Annotated in this window: 16 protein-coding genes and 4 tRNA genes; 18 read left to right on the forward strand and 2 right to left on the reverse strand. The window is 32.8% G+C overall.

Going from position 1 to position 16028, the window contains the following annotated elements:
- Position 1: 1 nt before the first annotated feature.
- On the reverse strand, positions 2 to 562 hold the full coding sequence (gene folE, locus EW093_RS04880; RefSeq protein ID WP_149567320.1) for a GTP cyclohydrolase I FolE: 561 nt from the start codon (positions 560 to 562) through the stop codon (positions 2 to 4).
- A gap of 21 nt (positions 563 to 583) precedes the next feature.
- Here folE and EW093_RS04885 point away from each other — a divergent pair, with 21 nt between their 5' ends.
- The 14 genes from EW093_RS04885 (at position 584) to EW093_RS04950 (ending at position 12638) form a co-directional block, all read left to right on the forward strand.
- Positions 584 to 1144, forward strand: a complete 561-nt coding sequence (locus EW093_RS04885) for a 5-formyltetrahydrofolate cyclo-ligase (protein ID WP_149567321.1) — start codon at positions 584 to 586, stop codon at positions 1142 to 1144.
- Positions 1144 to 1722 carry a DUF6657 family protein gene (locus tag EW093_RS04890; protein WP_149567322.1) on the forward strand — a complete coding sequence of 193 codons (579 nt, stop codon included), beginning with the start codon at positions 1144 to 1146 and terminating at the stop codon, positions 1720 to 1722. The genes EW093_RS04885 and EW093_RS04890 overlap by 1 nt, the downstream gene beginning before the upstream one ends.
- On the forward strand, positions 1722 to 3878 hold the full coding sequence (locus EW093_RS04895) for an AAA family ATPase (RefSeq protein ID WP_149567323.1): 2157 nt from the start codon (positions 1722 to 1724) through the stop codon (positions 3876 to 3878). Before EW093_RS04890 ends, EW093_RS04895 begins: the two co-directional genes overlap by 1 nt.
- Positions 3879 to 4037: 159 nt before the next feature.
- Positions 4038 to 4110, forward strand: a tRNA-His gene (locus tag EW093_RS04900).
- Positions 4111 to 4117: 7 nt separating this feature from the next.
- Positions 4118 to 4191, forward strand: a tRNA-Arg gene (locus EW093_RS04905).
- 65 nt (positions 4192 to 4256) lie between these two features.
- A tRNA-Leu gene (locus tag EW093_RS04910) sits at positions 4257 to 4338 on the forward strand.
- 58 nt (positions 4339 to 4396) lie between these two features.
- Positions 4397 to 4468: transfer RNA gene (locus EW093_RS04915), tRNA-Gly, on the forward strand.
- A 74-nt stretch (positions 4469 to 4542) separates the two neighbouring features.
- Positions 4543 to 5895, forward strand: a complete 1353-nt coding sequence (tig, locus tag EW093_RS04920) for a trigger factor (protein ID WP_149567324.1) — start codon at positions 4543 to 4545, stop codon at positions 5893 to 5895.
- A gap of 17 nt (positions 5896 to 5912) precedes the next feature.
- Positions 5913 to 6506: an ATP-dependent Clp protease proteolytic subunit gene (locus EW093_RS04925; protein WP_149567325.1), complete on the forward strand. Its 594-nt coding sequence runs from the start codon at positions 5913 to 5915 to the stop codon at positions 6504 to 6506.
- A gap of 2 nt (positions 6507 to 6508) precedes the next feature.
- Positions 6509 to 7789: an ATP-dependent protease ATP-binding subunit ClpX gene (clpX, locus tag EW093_RS04930; RefSeq protein WP_149567326.1), complete on the forward strand. Its 1281-nt coding sequence runs from the start codon at positions 6509 to 6511 to the stop codon at positions 7787 to 7789.
- Positions 7707 to 10136 (forward strand): endopeptidase La, encoded by a 2430-nt coding sequence (gene lon, locus EW093_RS04935; RefSeq protein ID WP_149567327.1) that lies wholly within the window; start codon positions 7707 to 7709, stop codon positions 10134 to 10136. The genes clpX and lon overlap by 83 nt, the downstream gene beginning before the upstream one ends.
- 59 nt (positions 10137 to 10195) lie before the next feature.
- A complete protein-coding gene (gene argF, locus EW093_RS04940; RefSeq protein WP_149567328.1) occupies positions 10196 to 11134 on the forward strand; it encodes an ornithine carbamoyltransferase in 939 nt (312 codons plus the stop codon).
- 53 nt (positions 11135 to 11187) lie between these two features.
- Positions 11188 to 11604, forward strand: coding sequence for a hypothetical protein (locus EW093_RS04945; RefSeq protein WP_149567329.1), 417 nt, complete (start codon positions 11188 to 11190; stop codon positions 11602 to 11604).
- A gap of 62 nt (positions 11605 to 11666) precedes the next feature.
- Positions 11667 to 12638 carry a DHH family phosphoesterase gene (locus tag EW093_RS04950; protein ID WP_149567330.1) on the forward strand — a complete coding sequence of 324 codons (972 nt, stop codon included), beginning with the start codon at positions 11667 to 11669 and terminating at the stop codon, positions 12636 to 12638.
- A gap of 73 nt (positions 12639 to 12711) precedes the next feature.
- Here the strand turns inward: EW093_RS04950 and EW093_RS04955 are convergent, their stop codons facing one another.
- Entirely contained in the window at positions 12712 to 13224 is a 513-nt protein-coding gene (locus tag EW093_RS04955; RefSeq protein ID WP_149567331.1) for a hypothetical protein, read from the reverse strand.
- 104 nt (positions 13225 to 13328) lie between these two features.
- On the opposite strand from EW093_RS04955, the gene hpt reads away from it, so the two are divergent.
- The 4 genes from hpt (at position 13329) to EW093_RS04975 (ending at position 15776) form a co-directional block, all read left to right on the forward strand.
- Positions 13329 to 13871 (forward strand): hypoxanthine phosphoribosyltransferase, encoded by a 543-nt coding sequence (gene hpt / locus EW093_RS04960; protein ID WP_149567332.1) that lies wholly within the window; start codon positions 13329 to 13331, stop codon positions 13869 to 13871.
- A 268-nt stretch (positions 13872 to 14139) separates the two neighbouring features.
- Positions 14140 to 14850 (forward strand): tyrosine-type recombinase/integrase, encoded by a 711-nt coding sequence (locus tag EW093_RS04965; protein WP_149567333.1) that lies wholly within the window; start codon positions 14140 to 14142, stop codon positions 14848 to 14850.
- Positions 14847 to 15281: a tyrosine-type recombinase/integrase gene (locus tag EW093_RS04970; protein ID WP_246745091.1), complete on the forward strand. Its 435-nt coding sequence runs from the start codon at positions 14847 to 14849 to the stop codon at positions 15279 to 15281. Before EW093_RS04965 ends, EW093_RS04970 begins: the two co-directional genes overlap by 4 nt.
- A 72-nt stretch (positions 15282 to 15353) precedes the next feature.
- On the forward strand, positions 15354 to 15776 hold the full coding sequence (locus tag EW093_RS04975; protein WP_149567335.1) for a hypothetical protein: 423 nt from the start codon (positions 15354 to 15356) through the stop codon (positions 15774 to 15776).
- The last annotated feature ends 252 nt before the right edge of the window (positions 15777 to 16028 follow it).

A 16028-nucleotide genomic window follows, 5' to 3' on the forward strand; every position in this document is an offset into this window, starting at 1 on the left:
ATTAAAACTTTATAAGCTGTAGTGCTTCAGCCCTTACCTTTGCATCACTTTGAAATGCTCCACGAACTCCACTAGTAATTGTTCTTGACCCTGGCTTTTTAATACCCCTCATTGTCATACACATATGTTCAGCCTCTACAACAACAATAACTCCTAATGGATTTAACTGCTTCTCTAAAGCCTCTACAATCTCTGTAGTTAATCTCTCTTGTAGTTGAGGTTTTTTTGCAACAGTATCCACAACCCTAGCAAGCTTACTTAAACCTGTAATCTTACCATTTCTAGGTATATAACCAATATGAGCTTTACCAAAAAAAGGAACAAGATGATGCTCACAACATGAATAAAAAGGTATATCTTTTACAAGAACTAACTCTTCGTGACCAGCCTGCTCGAAAAAAACTTGTAGATCATCGGAAGGATCCTTATTTATTGCACTGAAAATTTCTTCATACATATTAGCAACTCTTCTAGGAGTATCTAATAGACCTTCTCTTTTGGGATCTTCACCAATAGCTTCTAAAATATCACGAACTGCACGTTCAATCTTTTCTTTATCCATATTTATATATTAAAATAGATTATGGATTTTAAAAATACCCTTAGAAAAGAAATATTAGAGAATCTTAACTCATTAGAACATATAGACGCTTTATCCAATAGAATAACAGAGAATCTTACATCTATGCCAATCTGGAAGAGCTGTAATAAGATATGCATATTTATAAGTTTTAAAAATGAAGTAAATACAGATAAAATAATAGAAACCGCAAAAAAAGAAGGTAAACATGTCTATGCCCCATTAATTAATGGAAAACATATGACATTTCATAGAGTAGACAATATAAATAGGGAAGATTTAATATTAAATAAGTTTGGAATACTAGAACCTCCTAAAAATATTGATGAATTTATTCCAAATGATGATACCCTATTTGTTATTCCAGGAGTATCTTTTACAAAGAGTGGAAACAGATTAGGCAGAGGTGGTGGTTATTATGACAGATACCTATCTAAAAACATTGTAAAAAACAGTATAGCTCTAGCATTTAATATACAAATAAGAGATAAAATACCTACAGAGAGTTGGGATCAAAAGATGAAATATGTTGTAACAGAGACAAAAATATACGGAGGACTATAATGGCAATTAAATCAGCACTAGAACTGGCAATGGAAAGAGCAAGTAACATAAAAATAGATAAAAATGAGCTAAAAAGAAAAGAGTTGGAAGTAAGAGGAAAAGAAGCTGCCTCCAAGTTTTTAAACACACCTAAATATGACTTCTTAAAATGGTTTACAGAACTTGAAAATGATAATAAAAATGAAATTTTACAAGGAGTTGTATGGGTATTTGTTAAAAATATAACTCTGCCGAACTCAACTGCAGATATTGATAAATTACTTAAAATTAAAGAGGGCTTTCTTTTAATATCAAATAAAAAAGAGGAAATTGAGAATATTTTTACCCAGCTTATAACAGCGTTCCAGCAATATATTGATAATAGTAAAACACTTCTAGAACAGGCAAAAACCGAGTTTGCCCCAAGGTTGCAACAAAAGGCAATGCAGATAGCCCAACAAACAGGACAGATGATACCTATAGAGCCTGAGACAGACAGGGATTTTATAGAGTTTCATAGGGACCAACAGATTCAGGTAGATGACCACTATAAAGAGTATATAAAACAGGCAACAGAGGTATTAAAAGAGACAATTTAATGGACCTTTTTGATTCGGTAAATGACCTACATACAGAACCTCTAGCTGCCAGGATGAGACCTAGGGACTTAAATGAGTATTTTGGACAGCACCACATAGTAGGAAAGGGAAGACTACTTAGACGTGCAATAAAAGGTGATCAACTATCATCCCTAATTTTTTACGGTCCTCCTGGTACGGGTAAAACAACTCTAGCAAGGGTTATAGCAGGAACAACAAAGAGCTTATTTATAAGTATTAATGCTGTTTTAAGTGGAGTAAAGCAGATAAGAGAAGCAATAGATGAAGCCTCAGAAAACAGAAAACTATACGGAAAAAGAACAATTCTATTTGTAGATGAGGTACATAGATGGAATAAGTCCCAACAGGACGCCCTACTCCCATGGGTTGAGAATGGAACATTTGTATTAGTTGGAGCTACCACAGAGAACCCATATTTTGAAGTGAACTCTGCCCTTGTTAGTAGAAGTAGAGTTTTTCAGCTAAGACCATTAGAAGATTCTGACCTCTTTGAAGTAGCAAAGGCTGCAATTGAGGATAGAGAGCGGGGTTATGGTAAGTGGTCTATAAAATTTGAAACAGGAGCCCTAGAACTACTTGTAGAGAAATCAGCTGGTGATGCTAGAAGTCTTTTAAATGCTCTAGAGTTAGCAATAGAGACAACTCCTGATAATTTTCCTCCTCCTATAGATGATGAGATATACATATCAACAGATACTGCCCAAGAGAGTATACAGCAAAAAGCAGTTTTATATGATAAAGAGGGGGACTACCACTACGATACAATTAGTGCCTTTATAAAATCCCTAAGGGGAAGTGACCCAGATGCGGCACTGTACTGGCTTGCTAGAATGTTAAGGGCTGGAGAATCTCCTAACTATATATTAAGACGTCTATTAATCTCTGCTAGCGAGGATATTGGATTAGCAGATCCAAATGCAATCCAAGTTGTTACTAGCTGTGCTACAGCATTTGATAGAATTGGGATGCCAGAAGGTGCATTTTTTTTAACCCAAGCAACCCTATATTTGGCAACAACTAAAAAGTCCAATACAACTATGGCTTATTTTGATGCATTAAAAGCAGTAGAAGAAGAGAAAACCGAGGTTCCGAATCATCTAAAGGATGGAAGTCGAGATAAACACAGTTTTGGCCATGGTGAAGGGTATAAATACCCCCACGCCTTTAAAGACCACTGGGTATCCCAAGCCTACCTTCCCGATGCCCTAAGGGGTAGAATATTTTATAAACCCTCAGACCAGGGTTGGGAAGAAAGTGTTCAAAAAAGTGTTCTAGATAAAAGAGAACAGCAGATAAGTGTAATGATGGAGCAAGCACCCCAGGAGGTTCTAACATTCTCCCCTAATAATAAAGAGAGGGATAAATGGATAAAAAGAACCCAGGGAGACCTTAATGAAAATCTTACTAAGATAAAAAACAGGTTATTTGACAACCTTAAAATATCCAGGCATTTTAACTTTCTTATCCTAGGTGACGACGGAGGGAGTTTAACATTTGAAGCTTTTAAAAGAACACCAGAGGGGTATGTTTTATCCGGAGTCGAGGGTAGAGAGAGTTATGAAGTTTTAAACTACTATACAACGACACTAGACAGTATTGATCGCCCTGAAATATTTTTAGGAACTATACCAGATACTGAAGTAAGTTTTGAAGTTTTAATCTTAAAAAATAGACTTACCTATTTTGATAAAAATAAAGATTTAATTAGTAAACTTCTAAAATATATTAAGAAGGATGGTAATTTAGTTTTAACCCAGGTTATACCAAGGGAGTCTACTCGGCTTTCAAATATTGTAAACAACAGGGAATTAAAAGAAATTTTATTAAATATAGAGGGGGTCATTTTTAATAAAGAGAGTAATCCTTTAACAAATTGGGACAGTAAAACTGTTATAAATCATGTAAAAGATTTAGGTTTTACAGATATAGAGAGTGAGATTATTGATACTACAGAACTAAGAGTAATTAAGAAGGAGAACATAGACACTTGGTTTAACGGAGAGTTTGGTGACGTTTTAAATGAGTTAAATATAAGTGAAACCAAAGAGAGTGTTGTTGATAAACTTAAAAGTTTAATAAGTGAAAAAGAGATTCCCTGGACTTCTAGACATATTATATTAAGGGCAAAAAGATAAATGAACTTTTTTTTATTACTACGCTTGACAAAAAAATCTGTTTACGAAATAATACATCTCGCTGAGTAACTACGAATCATTTGTTTTTCGAACTACTACTTTAAGTGGTATTGACAAAATTATACAAATAATTCAAAGTGAAATTGTTGCACTAACATGGTGAATGTAGTTCAGTTGGTAGAGCGCGAGTTTGTGGTTCTCGTTGTCGCGGGTTCGAGTCCCGTCATTCACCCTTACTTGCACCCTTAGCTCAGCTGGATAGAGCGCCGGACTTCGAATCCGTAGGTCGTAGGTTCGAATCCTACAGGGTGTAAAAAATATCTGGAAACAGGTATTACATAGCGATACTTTGTATCGAGTTGTTTAACAACATTATTTGCGAGCGTGGTGAAATTGGTAGACACGCTAGACTTAGGATCTAGTGCCTCGCGGTGTGAGGGTTCGAGTCCCTCCGCTCGCAAACGGTTTTTTAGTTATAGAGTTTCAACTTCTTTAGCTTCTAAGAAAACCTGGTCAATGCGAAAGTAGCTCAGTGGTAGAGCTTCACCTTGCCAAGGTGGATGTCGCGGGTTCGACTCCCGTCTTTCGCTTTAACTTTTTAGCGATTCGATCTAGTCGGATCGCTTTTTTTTTATTACTTTATTTTTATTAAAGGATGGAACACGTGATTTCTAAAAAAAACATTGAGAAGCTGGAAAACTCAGCTGTAAAGCTTTCAGTAAGCGTTGACAAAGCTGAATCTAAGAAAGAGTACAATTCACTTATAAACAAGTACTCAAAGTCTGTTCAGATCAAAGGTTTCCGAAAGGGAAAGGTTCCTACAACTATTTTAGAGAAACGTTTTGGTGAAAGCCTTAAGCAGGAAGCAGCAAGTAATTTACTAGAAAAAGCATTTAAACTAGCAGTAGAAGATATTGAAGAGAAACCTCTTGGAATTGCAACTCCAGAATTAGTTGGAGATTTAGATTTTAACCCTGAGGAAGAGTTTTCATTTACTGTTAAGTATGATGTTTTCCCTGAGGTTAAACTTGGAGAGTACAAAGGTCTTGAAATTGAAGAGCCTAAAGTTAGTATCTTAAAAAAACATAAAGATGCTGAACTAGAAAAGATCCAAGAGCAAAACTCTATAGTTATAGATAAAGCTAGCAAAACTATTGCATCAAAAAATATTGTTACAATGAATTATGCTGAATTAGATGAACAAGGTGAAGTTATAGAAGATACAAAGAGAGAAGATTTTGTATTTACTGTAGGAACAGGTTACAACTACTACAAACTAGATGACGATGTTATCAAAATGAAAGTTGACCAGGAAAAGGTTATTGAAAAAACTTACCCAGCAGACTTTGAAGTTAAAGAGTTAGCAGGAACTACTAAAAAAATCCAGGTTAAAATTACTGCAGTAAAAGAGAAACAACTACCAGCTTTAGACGATGAGCTAGCTCAAGATGTTTCTGAAGATTTTAATACACTTGATGATCTTAAAGCTTCTATTGAAACTAAATTAAAGGATCAAGTAAAAGAGAGAGTAGAGAATATTACTACAGATAATCTATTACTAAAAATAGTTGAAAATTCAGAGCTTATTATTCCTGAATCTATGATAAATGCTGAACTTGAAAATAGATGGAGAAACTTTATGCAACAGTCAAGAATGACTGAAGAGAACATAGAGATGTTTCTACAACTACAGGGTCAAACTAAACAAGGATTAAAAGAGACATGGAAAGAGGATGCAGAAAAAACTGTTAAATCTCAAATTCTTTTAGAAAAGATCCTTGAAAAAGAAGATGTAAAGGTATCAGATAAAGATGTTGCAGATGAGATTAAAACTCAATCTGAAATGTACAAAATGCCTGAAGATGAGTTAAAAGATACATTTGAAAAGAATGGCATGATGGAATATCTTAAAAAAGATATCAAAACAAAAAAATTAATTAAGAGTCTTTTAAAGTCTGCTACAATCACTAAGGGTGAAAAAGTTGACTACAATGACTTTATGATGGGTAAAATTTAATTATAAAGAGGTTAGTAATGAAAGTTGAAAATATTATAGTTCCACAGGTAACAGAACAAACTGGTTCCGGTTGGGAAAGAAATGATATCTATTCTAGACTGTTAAAGGATAGGGTTGTTTTTTTAGATGGAGAAGTAAATGATACATCTGCTAACCTCATAATTGCACAACTACTGTTTTTAGAATCCCAGGATCCTGATAAGGACGTAAGTTTATATATAAATTCCCCTGGAGGTTCTGTAACAGCTGGTTTAGCTATTTATGATACTATGCAGTATATTAAACCAGATGTGCAGACAATTTGTATTGGACAGGCTGCAAGTATGGGAGCAGTACTTTTAAATGGTGGTGCACCAGGTAAAAGATTCAGTCTACCATCTTCTAGGATAATGATTCACCAACCGTGGGGTGGTGTTCAAGGACAAGCTAGAGATATTGGAATTCAAGCAAGAGAAATATCTAGATTAAAAATACTATTAATAGAGTATTTAGCTAAACATTCAGGAAAGACAGTAAAAGAGTTGGGAGATGACCTTGAGAGAGATTTCTTTATGACTGCAGTAGAAGCTGCTGAATATGGAATTATCGACAAGGTTTTAACAAGGGATTAATAATGGCTAAAACTAGAAGTAAAGATAAATCCTGTTCATTTTGTGGAAAATCATCTGATGAAGCCAAAAGATTAATTGCTGGTCCAGGTGTATATATATGTGATGAATGTATAGATGTTTGCACAAAAATTGTAAATGAAGAAGAGTCTACTGAGGCTCTTGAAATTGATGAGAAACTTCCTACTCCTAAGGAGATTAAGGAACACTTAGATAGTTATGTTATAGGGCAGGATAATGCAAAAAAAGTATTATCTGTAGCAGTATATAACCACTACAAAAGAATTTTAAGTGCACATAAGATTGATGATTCAGTAGAATTAGAAAAGTCAAATGTACTTATAATTGGTCCTACAGGTACAGGAAAAACATTGTTAGCAAAAACACTAGCTAAAAAGTTACAAGTACCCTTTGCAATTGCAGATGCAACTACACTAACTGAAGCGGGTTATGTAGGTGAAGATGTAGAGAACATTCTATTAAAACTTATTCAGAATGCAGGAAATGATGTAAAGAAAGCCGAAAAAGGTATAATTTATATAGATGAAATTGATAAAATTTCTAAAAAGAGTGAAAATGTTTCAATAACTAGGGATGTTTCTGGTGAAGGTGTTCAACAGGCTCTTTTAAAAATAATTGAGGGAACTGAAGCTTCTGTACCTCCCCAGGGAGGAAGAAAACACCCTAATCAAGATATGCTTAAGATTAATACAAAGGATATTTTAGTTATTTGTGGTGGAGCTTTTGTTGGTCTTGATAAAATTATTGAGAAACGTGTTGGTCATAACAGCTTAGGTTTTGGAGCTTCAATTCAATCCAGTAAAGATAAAGATTTAGCCAACATATTAACTGATTTAGAAGCAGATGATCTTGTTAAGTTTGGTTTAATTCCTGAGTTTATTGGAAGACTTCCAATAAATGTTGCATTAAATAACTTGGATGAAGAAGCACTAGTAAGAATTATTACAGAACCTAAAAATTCTATAGTTAAACAGTATACAGCACTATTAGGACTAGATGATGTGGATTTATACTTTGAAAAAGAGGCTATTGTTGCAATAGCAAACCTTGCAGTAGAGAGAAAAACTGGTGCTAGGGGATTAAGAACAATTTTAGAAAGTTCTATTAACTCTATGATGTATGAAGTGCCATCAACTAAAACAGCTAAACGAGTAATAATAACCAAAGAAGTGATAACAAATAATGAAGAACCTATTATCCAAACTACAGAAGAAAAAATCGAAGACTGGCCAAGAGAACTCTACGAGGCACCAGTTAACAAGTAATATAAAACATGTACTTCCCTATTTAACTATAGGGGAGACTGTTATATTTCCAAATACTATAGCTCCAATTTTCATATCTAATCAATCAGATATTAAAGCTTTTGAATCCTCAATGGAGAAAAGTAAAAATATTGTAATTGGTTATCCAATTGATAAAAAAAAGAGCAAATCGTTAAACAATACATATAAAACAGCAGTATTATGCCATATATTACAGGTATTAAAACTCCCTGATGGTACAGTTAGAATTTTAGTAGAAGGGGTTAATAAAGTTAAACTTTCTACAATTACTTTTAATGAGTTCTATATTGCAGAGTGTAAAATTATTAATAACCCTATTCCAATAGATACTAAAACAAAATCATTAATAGAAGTGATTAAAAAAATATTTACTGAATATAGTTCTATTCATGGTAAAATTCCCGAAGAGGTTGTAACAACTATAGATAGATCAGATACTCCTGATAAAATATTAGGAAATATCTGTTTTGTAACTCCTCTACCCTATGCAGTTAAAATTAAATACTTTTTAGAGAACAATAACTTAATAAACCTTGAAAATATCGCAGTAACTTTAAAGTCAGAGATTGAGATATTAAGATTACAACAAAATCTTCATGGAAGAGTAAAAAAGAATTTAGAGAAGACTCAAAGAGACTACTTTTTAAATGAACAGATAAAAGAGATAAATAAAGAGTTAGGAAAGGATGAAGATCCTTCAGGATCAGATCAACTACTTAAACAGATAGAAAAATTAGAACTTAATGTTAAAGATAAAGAAAAATTAACCAAGGATGCCAATAGATTAAATAAACTTCAACCTATGTCACCGGAAGCAGGCATTTTAAGAACTTATCTTGAAACTGTGGTAGAACTTCCCTGGAATAACAAGAGTGAAGACTTAGTGAGTTTAAAAAAAGCCAAAAGTATTTTAAATGATGAGCACTACAATATGGTTAAAGCTAAGGATAGAATCTTAGATTTTATTGCAGTACGACAGTTTGATGTTGAAAAAAAATCCCCTGTTTTATGTCTTGTAGGGCCTCCTGGTACTGGTAAAACTTCTTTAGGAAAATCTGTTGCCAACTCCTTAGGTAGAGAGTTTGGTAGAATATCCCTTGGTGGAGTTAGAGATGAGGCAGAAATCAGAGGGCACAGAAAGACCTATATTGGAGCTCTACCAGGAAAGATTATTCAAGCAATAAAAAAAACCGGTGTTAAAAACCCAGTAATTCTCTTAGATGAAATTGATAAAATTGCAGCGGAGTATAAGGGTGATCCTGCAGCTGCACTTTTAGAGGTATTAGATCCAGAACAAAATCATACATTTACTGATCACTATTTAGAGATACCATTTGATCTATCAGATGTTCTATTTATTGCCACAGCAAACTCGTTAAATCCTATACCTGCCCCACTTTTAGATAGAATGGAAGTTTTAGAGATACAGGGTTATACTGAAATAGAGAAAACTGAGATAGCTAAAAGATTTATAATTCCAAAACAACTTAAAACAATAGGGTTAACCGATGCCCAAATCAGTTTTACAGATGATTCTCTATTAAAAATAATAAGAAAATTCACTAGGGAGTCTGGAGTAAGAAACCTAAATAGAAATGTAGCATCTGTACTAAGAAAAATTGCACGATTAAAACTTGAGGAGTTTGAAGAGGGTGACGAACCTTTTAAAGCTGAGGATATTAAATTTGAAGTAACTGATGAGAATTTAAATGATCTATTAGGAGATGATAAAATACCTGATGAAGATATTAAAGATTCAACGGTTCCTGGACTCTCTGTTGGACTAGCCTGGACTCAGTTAGGGGGAACAGTGCTTCCGCTGGAGATTGTATTATCCAAGGGTAAAGGAAGAATAATTTTAACTGGTCAACTAGGGGATGTAATGAAAGAGAGTGCTCAAATTGCTATATCCTATGTTAAGTCAAATTGTGAATTATTTGGAATTGACCCTGATTTTGATAAGGACGTTGATATTCATATACACGCTCCAGAGGGTGCTATTAAAAAGGATGGCCCATCTGCAGGTATTACCATGACTTCGGCACTAATATCAGCTATAAAACAGACTTGTATTAATAAAAAAACTGCTATGACTGGTGAAATAACATTAACTGGACAACTACTACCTATTGGTGGTCTTAAAGAGAAAGTTCTAGCTGCTGCGAGGAATGGCTCAACAGATGTTTTAATTCCTTTAGCAAATAAAAAAGATATCAAGGATATTCCAAAAGAGATAACTGATAAGATAACTTTTCATACCCACTCTAGGGTTGATGAAGCGATTTTCTCTCTTTTCCCCAAGGGGACTTTTAACAAAAACTCTTAGGCTGGATATTTTTTCATAAAAGCTGTATAATAATACATAAATATTATTTTGGAGTAGATATGAGAGATAAATTAAAGGGGAAATCATTCTTAACACTGAAGGATTTCAGTAAAGAAGAGATAAGATATATATTAGATACAGCACATAAATTAAAGGCCGATAGAAAGGATGGAATTTATCACCAACTTTTTAAAGGCTTATCCCTTGCCATGATTTTTGAAAAGCCATCAACAAGAACAAGATGTGCATTTGAGACAGCTTTTGGGGAGGAAGGTGGACATCCTGTATTTCTATCAGTTAATGATATTCAACTTGGTAAAAAAGAGAGTATAGAAGATACAGCTAGAGTACTAGGTAGAATGTTTGATGCTATTGAGTTTAGGGGTTTTAAACAGGAGACTGTAAATAGCCTTGCAACACACTCTGGAGTTCCTGTATTTAACGGTTTAACAGACCTATACCATCCAACACAGATATTAGCTGACCTTATGACCGTGGAGGAACACCTTGGCACTCTTGAGGGCAAAACCCTGGTATATGCTGGTGATGGTAGAAACAATATGGCCCACTCCCTAATGATTGGATGTGCTAAGATGGGGGTTAATATAACAATTATTTCCCCTTCATCCCTGGCTCCTAATGAGGATGTTTTAAATTACTCTATAGAAGAAGCTAATAAATCTAACTCCTTTGTAAAAGTTACTGAAGATATGAATGAGGGCTTAAAAGGAGCTGATGTTGTTTATACAGATGTCTGGGTTTCTATGGGGGAAGAAGAACAATCTAAGGATAGAATTTCACTATTGCAGCCATATCAAATTAACAATAATTCACTAAAGCTAACTAATAATAGTGAGGTTATTTTTATGCACTGTTTACCAGCTGTTAGGGGCTTAGAGGTAACTAATGAAGTAATAGAGGGTAGTAACTCTGTGGTATGGGATGAAGCTGAAAATAGAAAGCACTCAATTAAAGCAATAATGTTCGCATTAATTTAATTATTTCTTGACTATTTATCAAATAATTATATTATTTTAAACAGGAGCGTTAAATGAAAATTATAAATAAAAGAGCTTTATCAATTTTACTACTATTATTAACAACAATAATGCTTACATCAGCAACAAAATCACCTTATTATGCTAAATCTGTAGTTATTACTAAGGTTTTCCCCCACAGTAAGGGATATAAAGTTTACTATTTAACTAATGATCTAAATACTAAAGAAGCATATCTCCCAAGTTATCTTTTTGAAGAGCAAAAAGATGATACAAGAGAGCGATCAAAGCTTTTCCAGGGTTATGATAAAGCATTTCCATATATGACAATTTTTTGGAAAGATGGTGAATTTTCCCATGTTAAGTTGTATTTAAAAAGTGATTATGGAGATCCCACTTGGGGTGTTTTTACAAATCAATCAGACCAGGATGAATTTTTTGAAAATGCTGATCTTAAATTTGATTTTTAAAGATAATTATATATATAATTATAAGGTAGGTATTATACCTACTTTTTTTTTAAGGATATCAAATGCAACAAAGAAAGATAGATAGTTCAGTTATTGATTGTATTAATAATAATAATAAATTTATAGTGATGGCACATAAGCAGCCTGATGCTGATACTCTATGCTCAGCAATTGCACTAGAATCATTCCTTTCCCGAATGGGTAAAATTACATCACTACATACCGCAGGACCTTTTACCCGAATAGAAACTCTACATCTACAGGAAAAATTCTCATTAGAACCATTAACAGAGAAAGAGAAGGATGGTGCTATAGTTGTAATTGTCGATTGTAATAGTTCTGATAGGGTTGGTTTTTTAGAGGAAGATATTAAAGAACTCCCTGTAATGATAATAGATCATCATGCTACAGATTCTGATTATGGTGAGTATAGATGGGTAGATTCAACCTACCCTGCAACAACTTTAATGATTCAAGATCTTATATTTAGTTTTAATGAGGTACCAACCCCACTTGAAGCTGAAAATTTATTTCTAGGTTTCTGTACAGATACTGGTTTTTTCAGACACCTTGATAAAGGATCTGAATTATCAATAGAAAATGCTGCAACCCTAGTAAAATATGGAGCTTCCCCTAAAGAGACATACTCTATTATGACTGGTGGAAAAACACTTGAGTCAAGAAAGCTTATGGGTAGAATCCTTGAAAGATGTGAATCCCACTATGATGGTAAGATAATAATTTCATGGGAAGACCTAAGTGACAGAGAGGAACTAAAAGCTGAAGATAGAGACTCTGATACACTATATCAAGCTCTACTAAGCATTACTGGTGTAGAAGCTATAGCAATAGTTAGGCAGGAGTCTGATAATAAGTGTACTGTAGGTCTTAGAAGTGTAAAAGATGTAGATGTTAGAAAACTAGCCGAAACATTTGGTGGTGGTGGTCATCAAAGAGCGTCAGGCTTTGCAACAGAAGGAAAACTTTCTGATATAAAAGAGGAACTTATCTCTAGATTTAGAAATTATCTATAAAAAATAAGTTATATAACTTATTACTTACTAAAAAAAGCCGATTTAATATCGGCTTTTTTTATACTCTTAAACCCTATAAAACAAAGTTTAGTGAAACCCCTATAAATCCCTGGGAATCATTATCTATAAAGTTATCCCTACTATCTAAAAGAGTTCGATGATAAACTTCTAATTCGACATCTCTATCTAAATCAATTCCAATACCAAATTTATATGAATCAGTAAATTTTGAAACACTTAAATCGTTCATATCGCTTTGAATTGCAAAAAAACGTTGGTAGTCTGATTTTAAATAGAACCCACCCATAGGAATGTTCATTCCTACACCTGCAGAAAAAACATTTGGGGCTTGAAAACTCTTAAAAAAGCTATCTGCACTGCTATCAATTTCAAAATAAGCCTTACCTGTAAACTCAAAGATTCCCCAAAAATCTGAACCTATTCCTAAAACCAAACTTGAATTAAATGCTGAATTCTCAACAGGTAGGATATAACTAGTAATAAGTGTAACATCCCTCCCCTGTCTGGCGCTTACACCTAGGCTTAAAGAAAATATTATTAAAATTAAAATTGTCTTTTTATTCATGTTATCCTCCGTAAATATAACTTTATATTTATTAAACACTAGGTATGTTACAGGTGTTACCTTTTATAAAAAAATAATATAATAGAAATATATAAGGAGGATCTATGAATTTACCTAAAGGAATAGAGAGTATTTTAATAGATAAAGAGACTATAGAATCTAAAGTTACAGAATTAGCAAATATAATTGATAATAATTATAAGGATATTGAGACTCCCCTAGTTGTCATTGGACTATTAAAAGGTTCATTCATTTTTATGTCAGACCTAGTAAAACAGATGCAGACACCTCTGCAAGTTGATTTTATGATAGCATCAAGCTATGGAGACTCAATGGAAAATACTGAGGTATCAATAATTAAAGATATTGAAACACACATTTCTGGAAGACATGTACTAATTGTAGAAGATATAATTGATACTGGAATAACATTAACAAAAATTGAAAATATACTATCTAATAGAAATCCTAAGTCAATGAAAATATGTACACTACTTAATAAACCTTCTAGAAGAACAAGTGAAGTTAATATAGATTTTAATGGTTTTGATATTGATGACCACTTTGTAGGAGGAATGGGCCTAGACTATGCCCAGAAATATAGAAATCTTCCTTACATTGGGGTGGTAAAAAACGAAAAATTGTAAAAAAATGTAATTTTACAACATTTTTCGCATTTAACGGTTGCAAAAAATAAGTTAAATGATTATAGTCTTTTTAGTTTTTAAACTTTTTTTCATATTTTACTCTAAGAGTCAGTTGCCCGTGTTACGTGGTATGGCTCTTTTTTTTTGCTCTAAAAGTAACTATACTATAAATCCTTTTATAGTAAGAAGTTACAGAGATTAATAAAGACATCCAAAAGTGAATCTATGACTGCTGTAAACAGTTGTGTAAACACTTAGGAGTCATTATATGAGATACAGAGATCCATTCAAAGTATTTCCCAAAAAACTAAAATCAGGAAAAGTAGTCTATTATTATACGACTTATGACATGTTTAATAGGAGAAAACAGTTTAGTACAGGCTGTACAAAAAAATCTGATGCAAAGAGATTCTGCATTAACTTATTGGTTACTGATTCTCTAACAGGTTCCCCTACCCTCACTTTCAAACAATACACCAAGAAATGGTACGTTTATGGAGAGTGTAAATATATTGAATCGATACTTAATAGAGGACGAACCTATTCAAGGAGTAACTCAGAACTTTTTAGAGCTAAACTAGTAAATAAAATGTGGCCTTATTTTGGAAATATCTTAATGACTGATGTAAAACCATTACATTTAGAAGAATGGATAATTATTTTAAAGAAGGAAGGTTTAACTAACGTAACTATTAATACTTATCTATCTGCTATCAAAACTATTTTCAATGAAGCCTATAGGCTTGGAGATATCACAAAAAACCCAGTGACTCATATAAAAAGACTTGCTACAGACTCTAAAAACAAAGGAACACTAACTACTAGTGAAGTAGAAAAATTACTAGATCCAATTAATAAAGGAATGATTTGGAATAAAGATATTTACTACATTTTCACACTTCTAGCTTCACAGACTGGTATGAGAATTGGAGAACTATTAGCATTAACAAAAAAGATATTAAAAGAGATCACATCATAGTATCACATTCATGGGATCGGAAATATGGTTTAAAAGAAACTAAAACTGGAAAATCAAGAATAGTACCGATATCACAAGAATTATATTCTATCTTATTGGAGTACTCCTCAAGAAGTATTCATAACTATATATTCTCAAAAACAACACAGGATAAACCAATAGCAAACTACTCAATTAGGAAAGAGTTTTATAAAGCCTTAGAAAATATCAAGATATCAAAAAATGAGCGTGAAGAAAGGTCTATAGACTTCCATTCTTGGCGTAGATACTATAATACAAGGTTAGTAGTCAAAGGTTACCCAACAGCCATTATACAAGCTATTTTAGGCCATTCTAAGGATAGTAATATGACTGAACACTATACGAAATTAACGATAAAAGACTTATCTATAGTAATAGAAAAGAATAAAAATTATAGGAATGTGTTGTAGATAGACTAAACTTAACATAACTGTTAGTTATTTTAAATACAGACCCACTGTGACATTATCAAGGAGAATTAAATGAAAATTGATGATACTTTAGGTTTAAGACTATCTATTATCGTTGGGGCAATCACTTGTCTAACACTTTTGCAATCATCTGGAATGGTTATTAATGGTGCGGAGATTCTAAAGATTGAGTTCACTACTAAGGTTAATATAACTCTAGGTTTGTTTTCATTTGCTCTTATATCTCATTTAACACAGTTTTTATATTTTATAATTTTAGGAAATTTTGATTTAATGCATGGTGTGAACAGAATAATATGTAATTTGAGCATAATTTTTCCTATATTGTTTATACTTTTCATAGTCTTTGATATGTCCCTATTTTATTTCTATGACATTAAAAGTAGATATCTTATAGTGAATATACTTTCCGCTTTAATATTTGTAGGATTACTCGTAATCCCTTTTATTACCTTCAGAAGAAAGTATCGATGATTATAGATAATCTTTGGGTATTTTAGTTAGAACCTGTAATTACTAATATGATAAAACAAATAAATGGTTTATCTATGCTGACAGAATATGTAATAGGAGAAAAGATTCAGGTAGTTTCTCTTGGAAATGGTAATCCGATTTCCTATGGAATAAATAATATTCCTCACCTTCTATAATAAAATTAATACTCCTTTTTTGTGGAGTACTATAAGATCCCCCATCCCTATATATAGTAAACTTAAAAAAAATGTT

This window comes from Thiospirochaeta perfilievii, assembly GCF_008329945.1.
Lineage (GTDB): Bacteria > Spirochaetota > Spirochaetia > DSM-2461 > DSM-2461 > Thiospirochaeta > Thiospirochaeta perfilievii.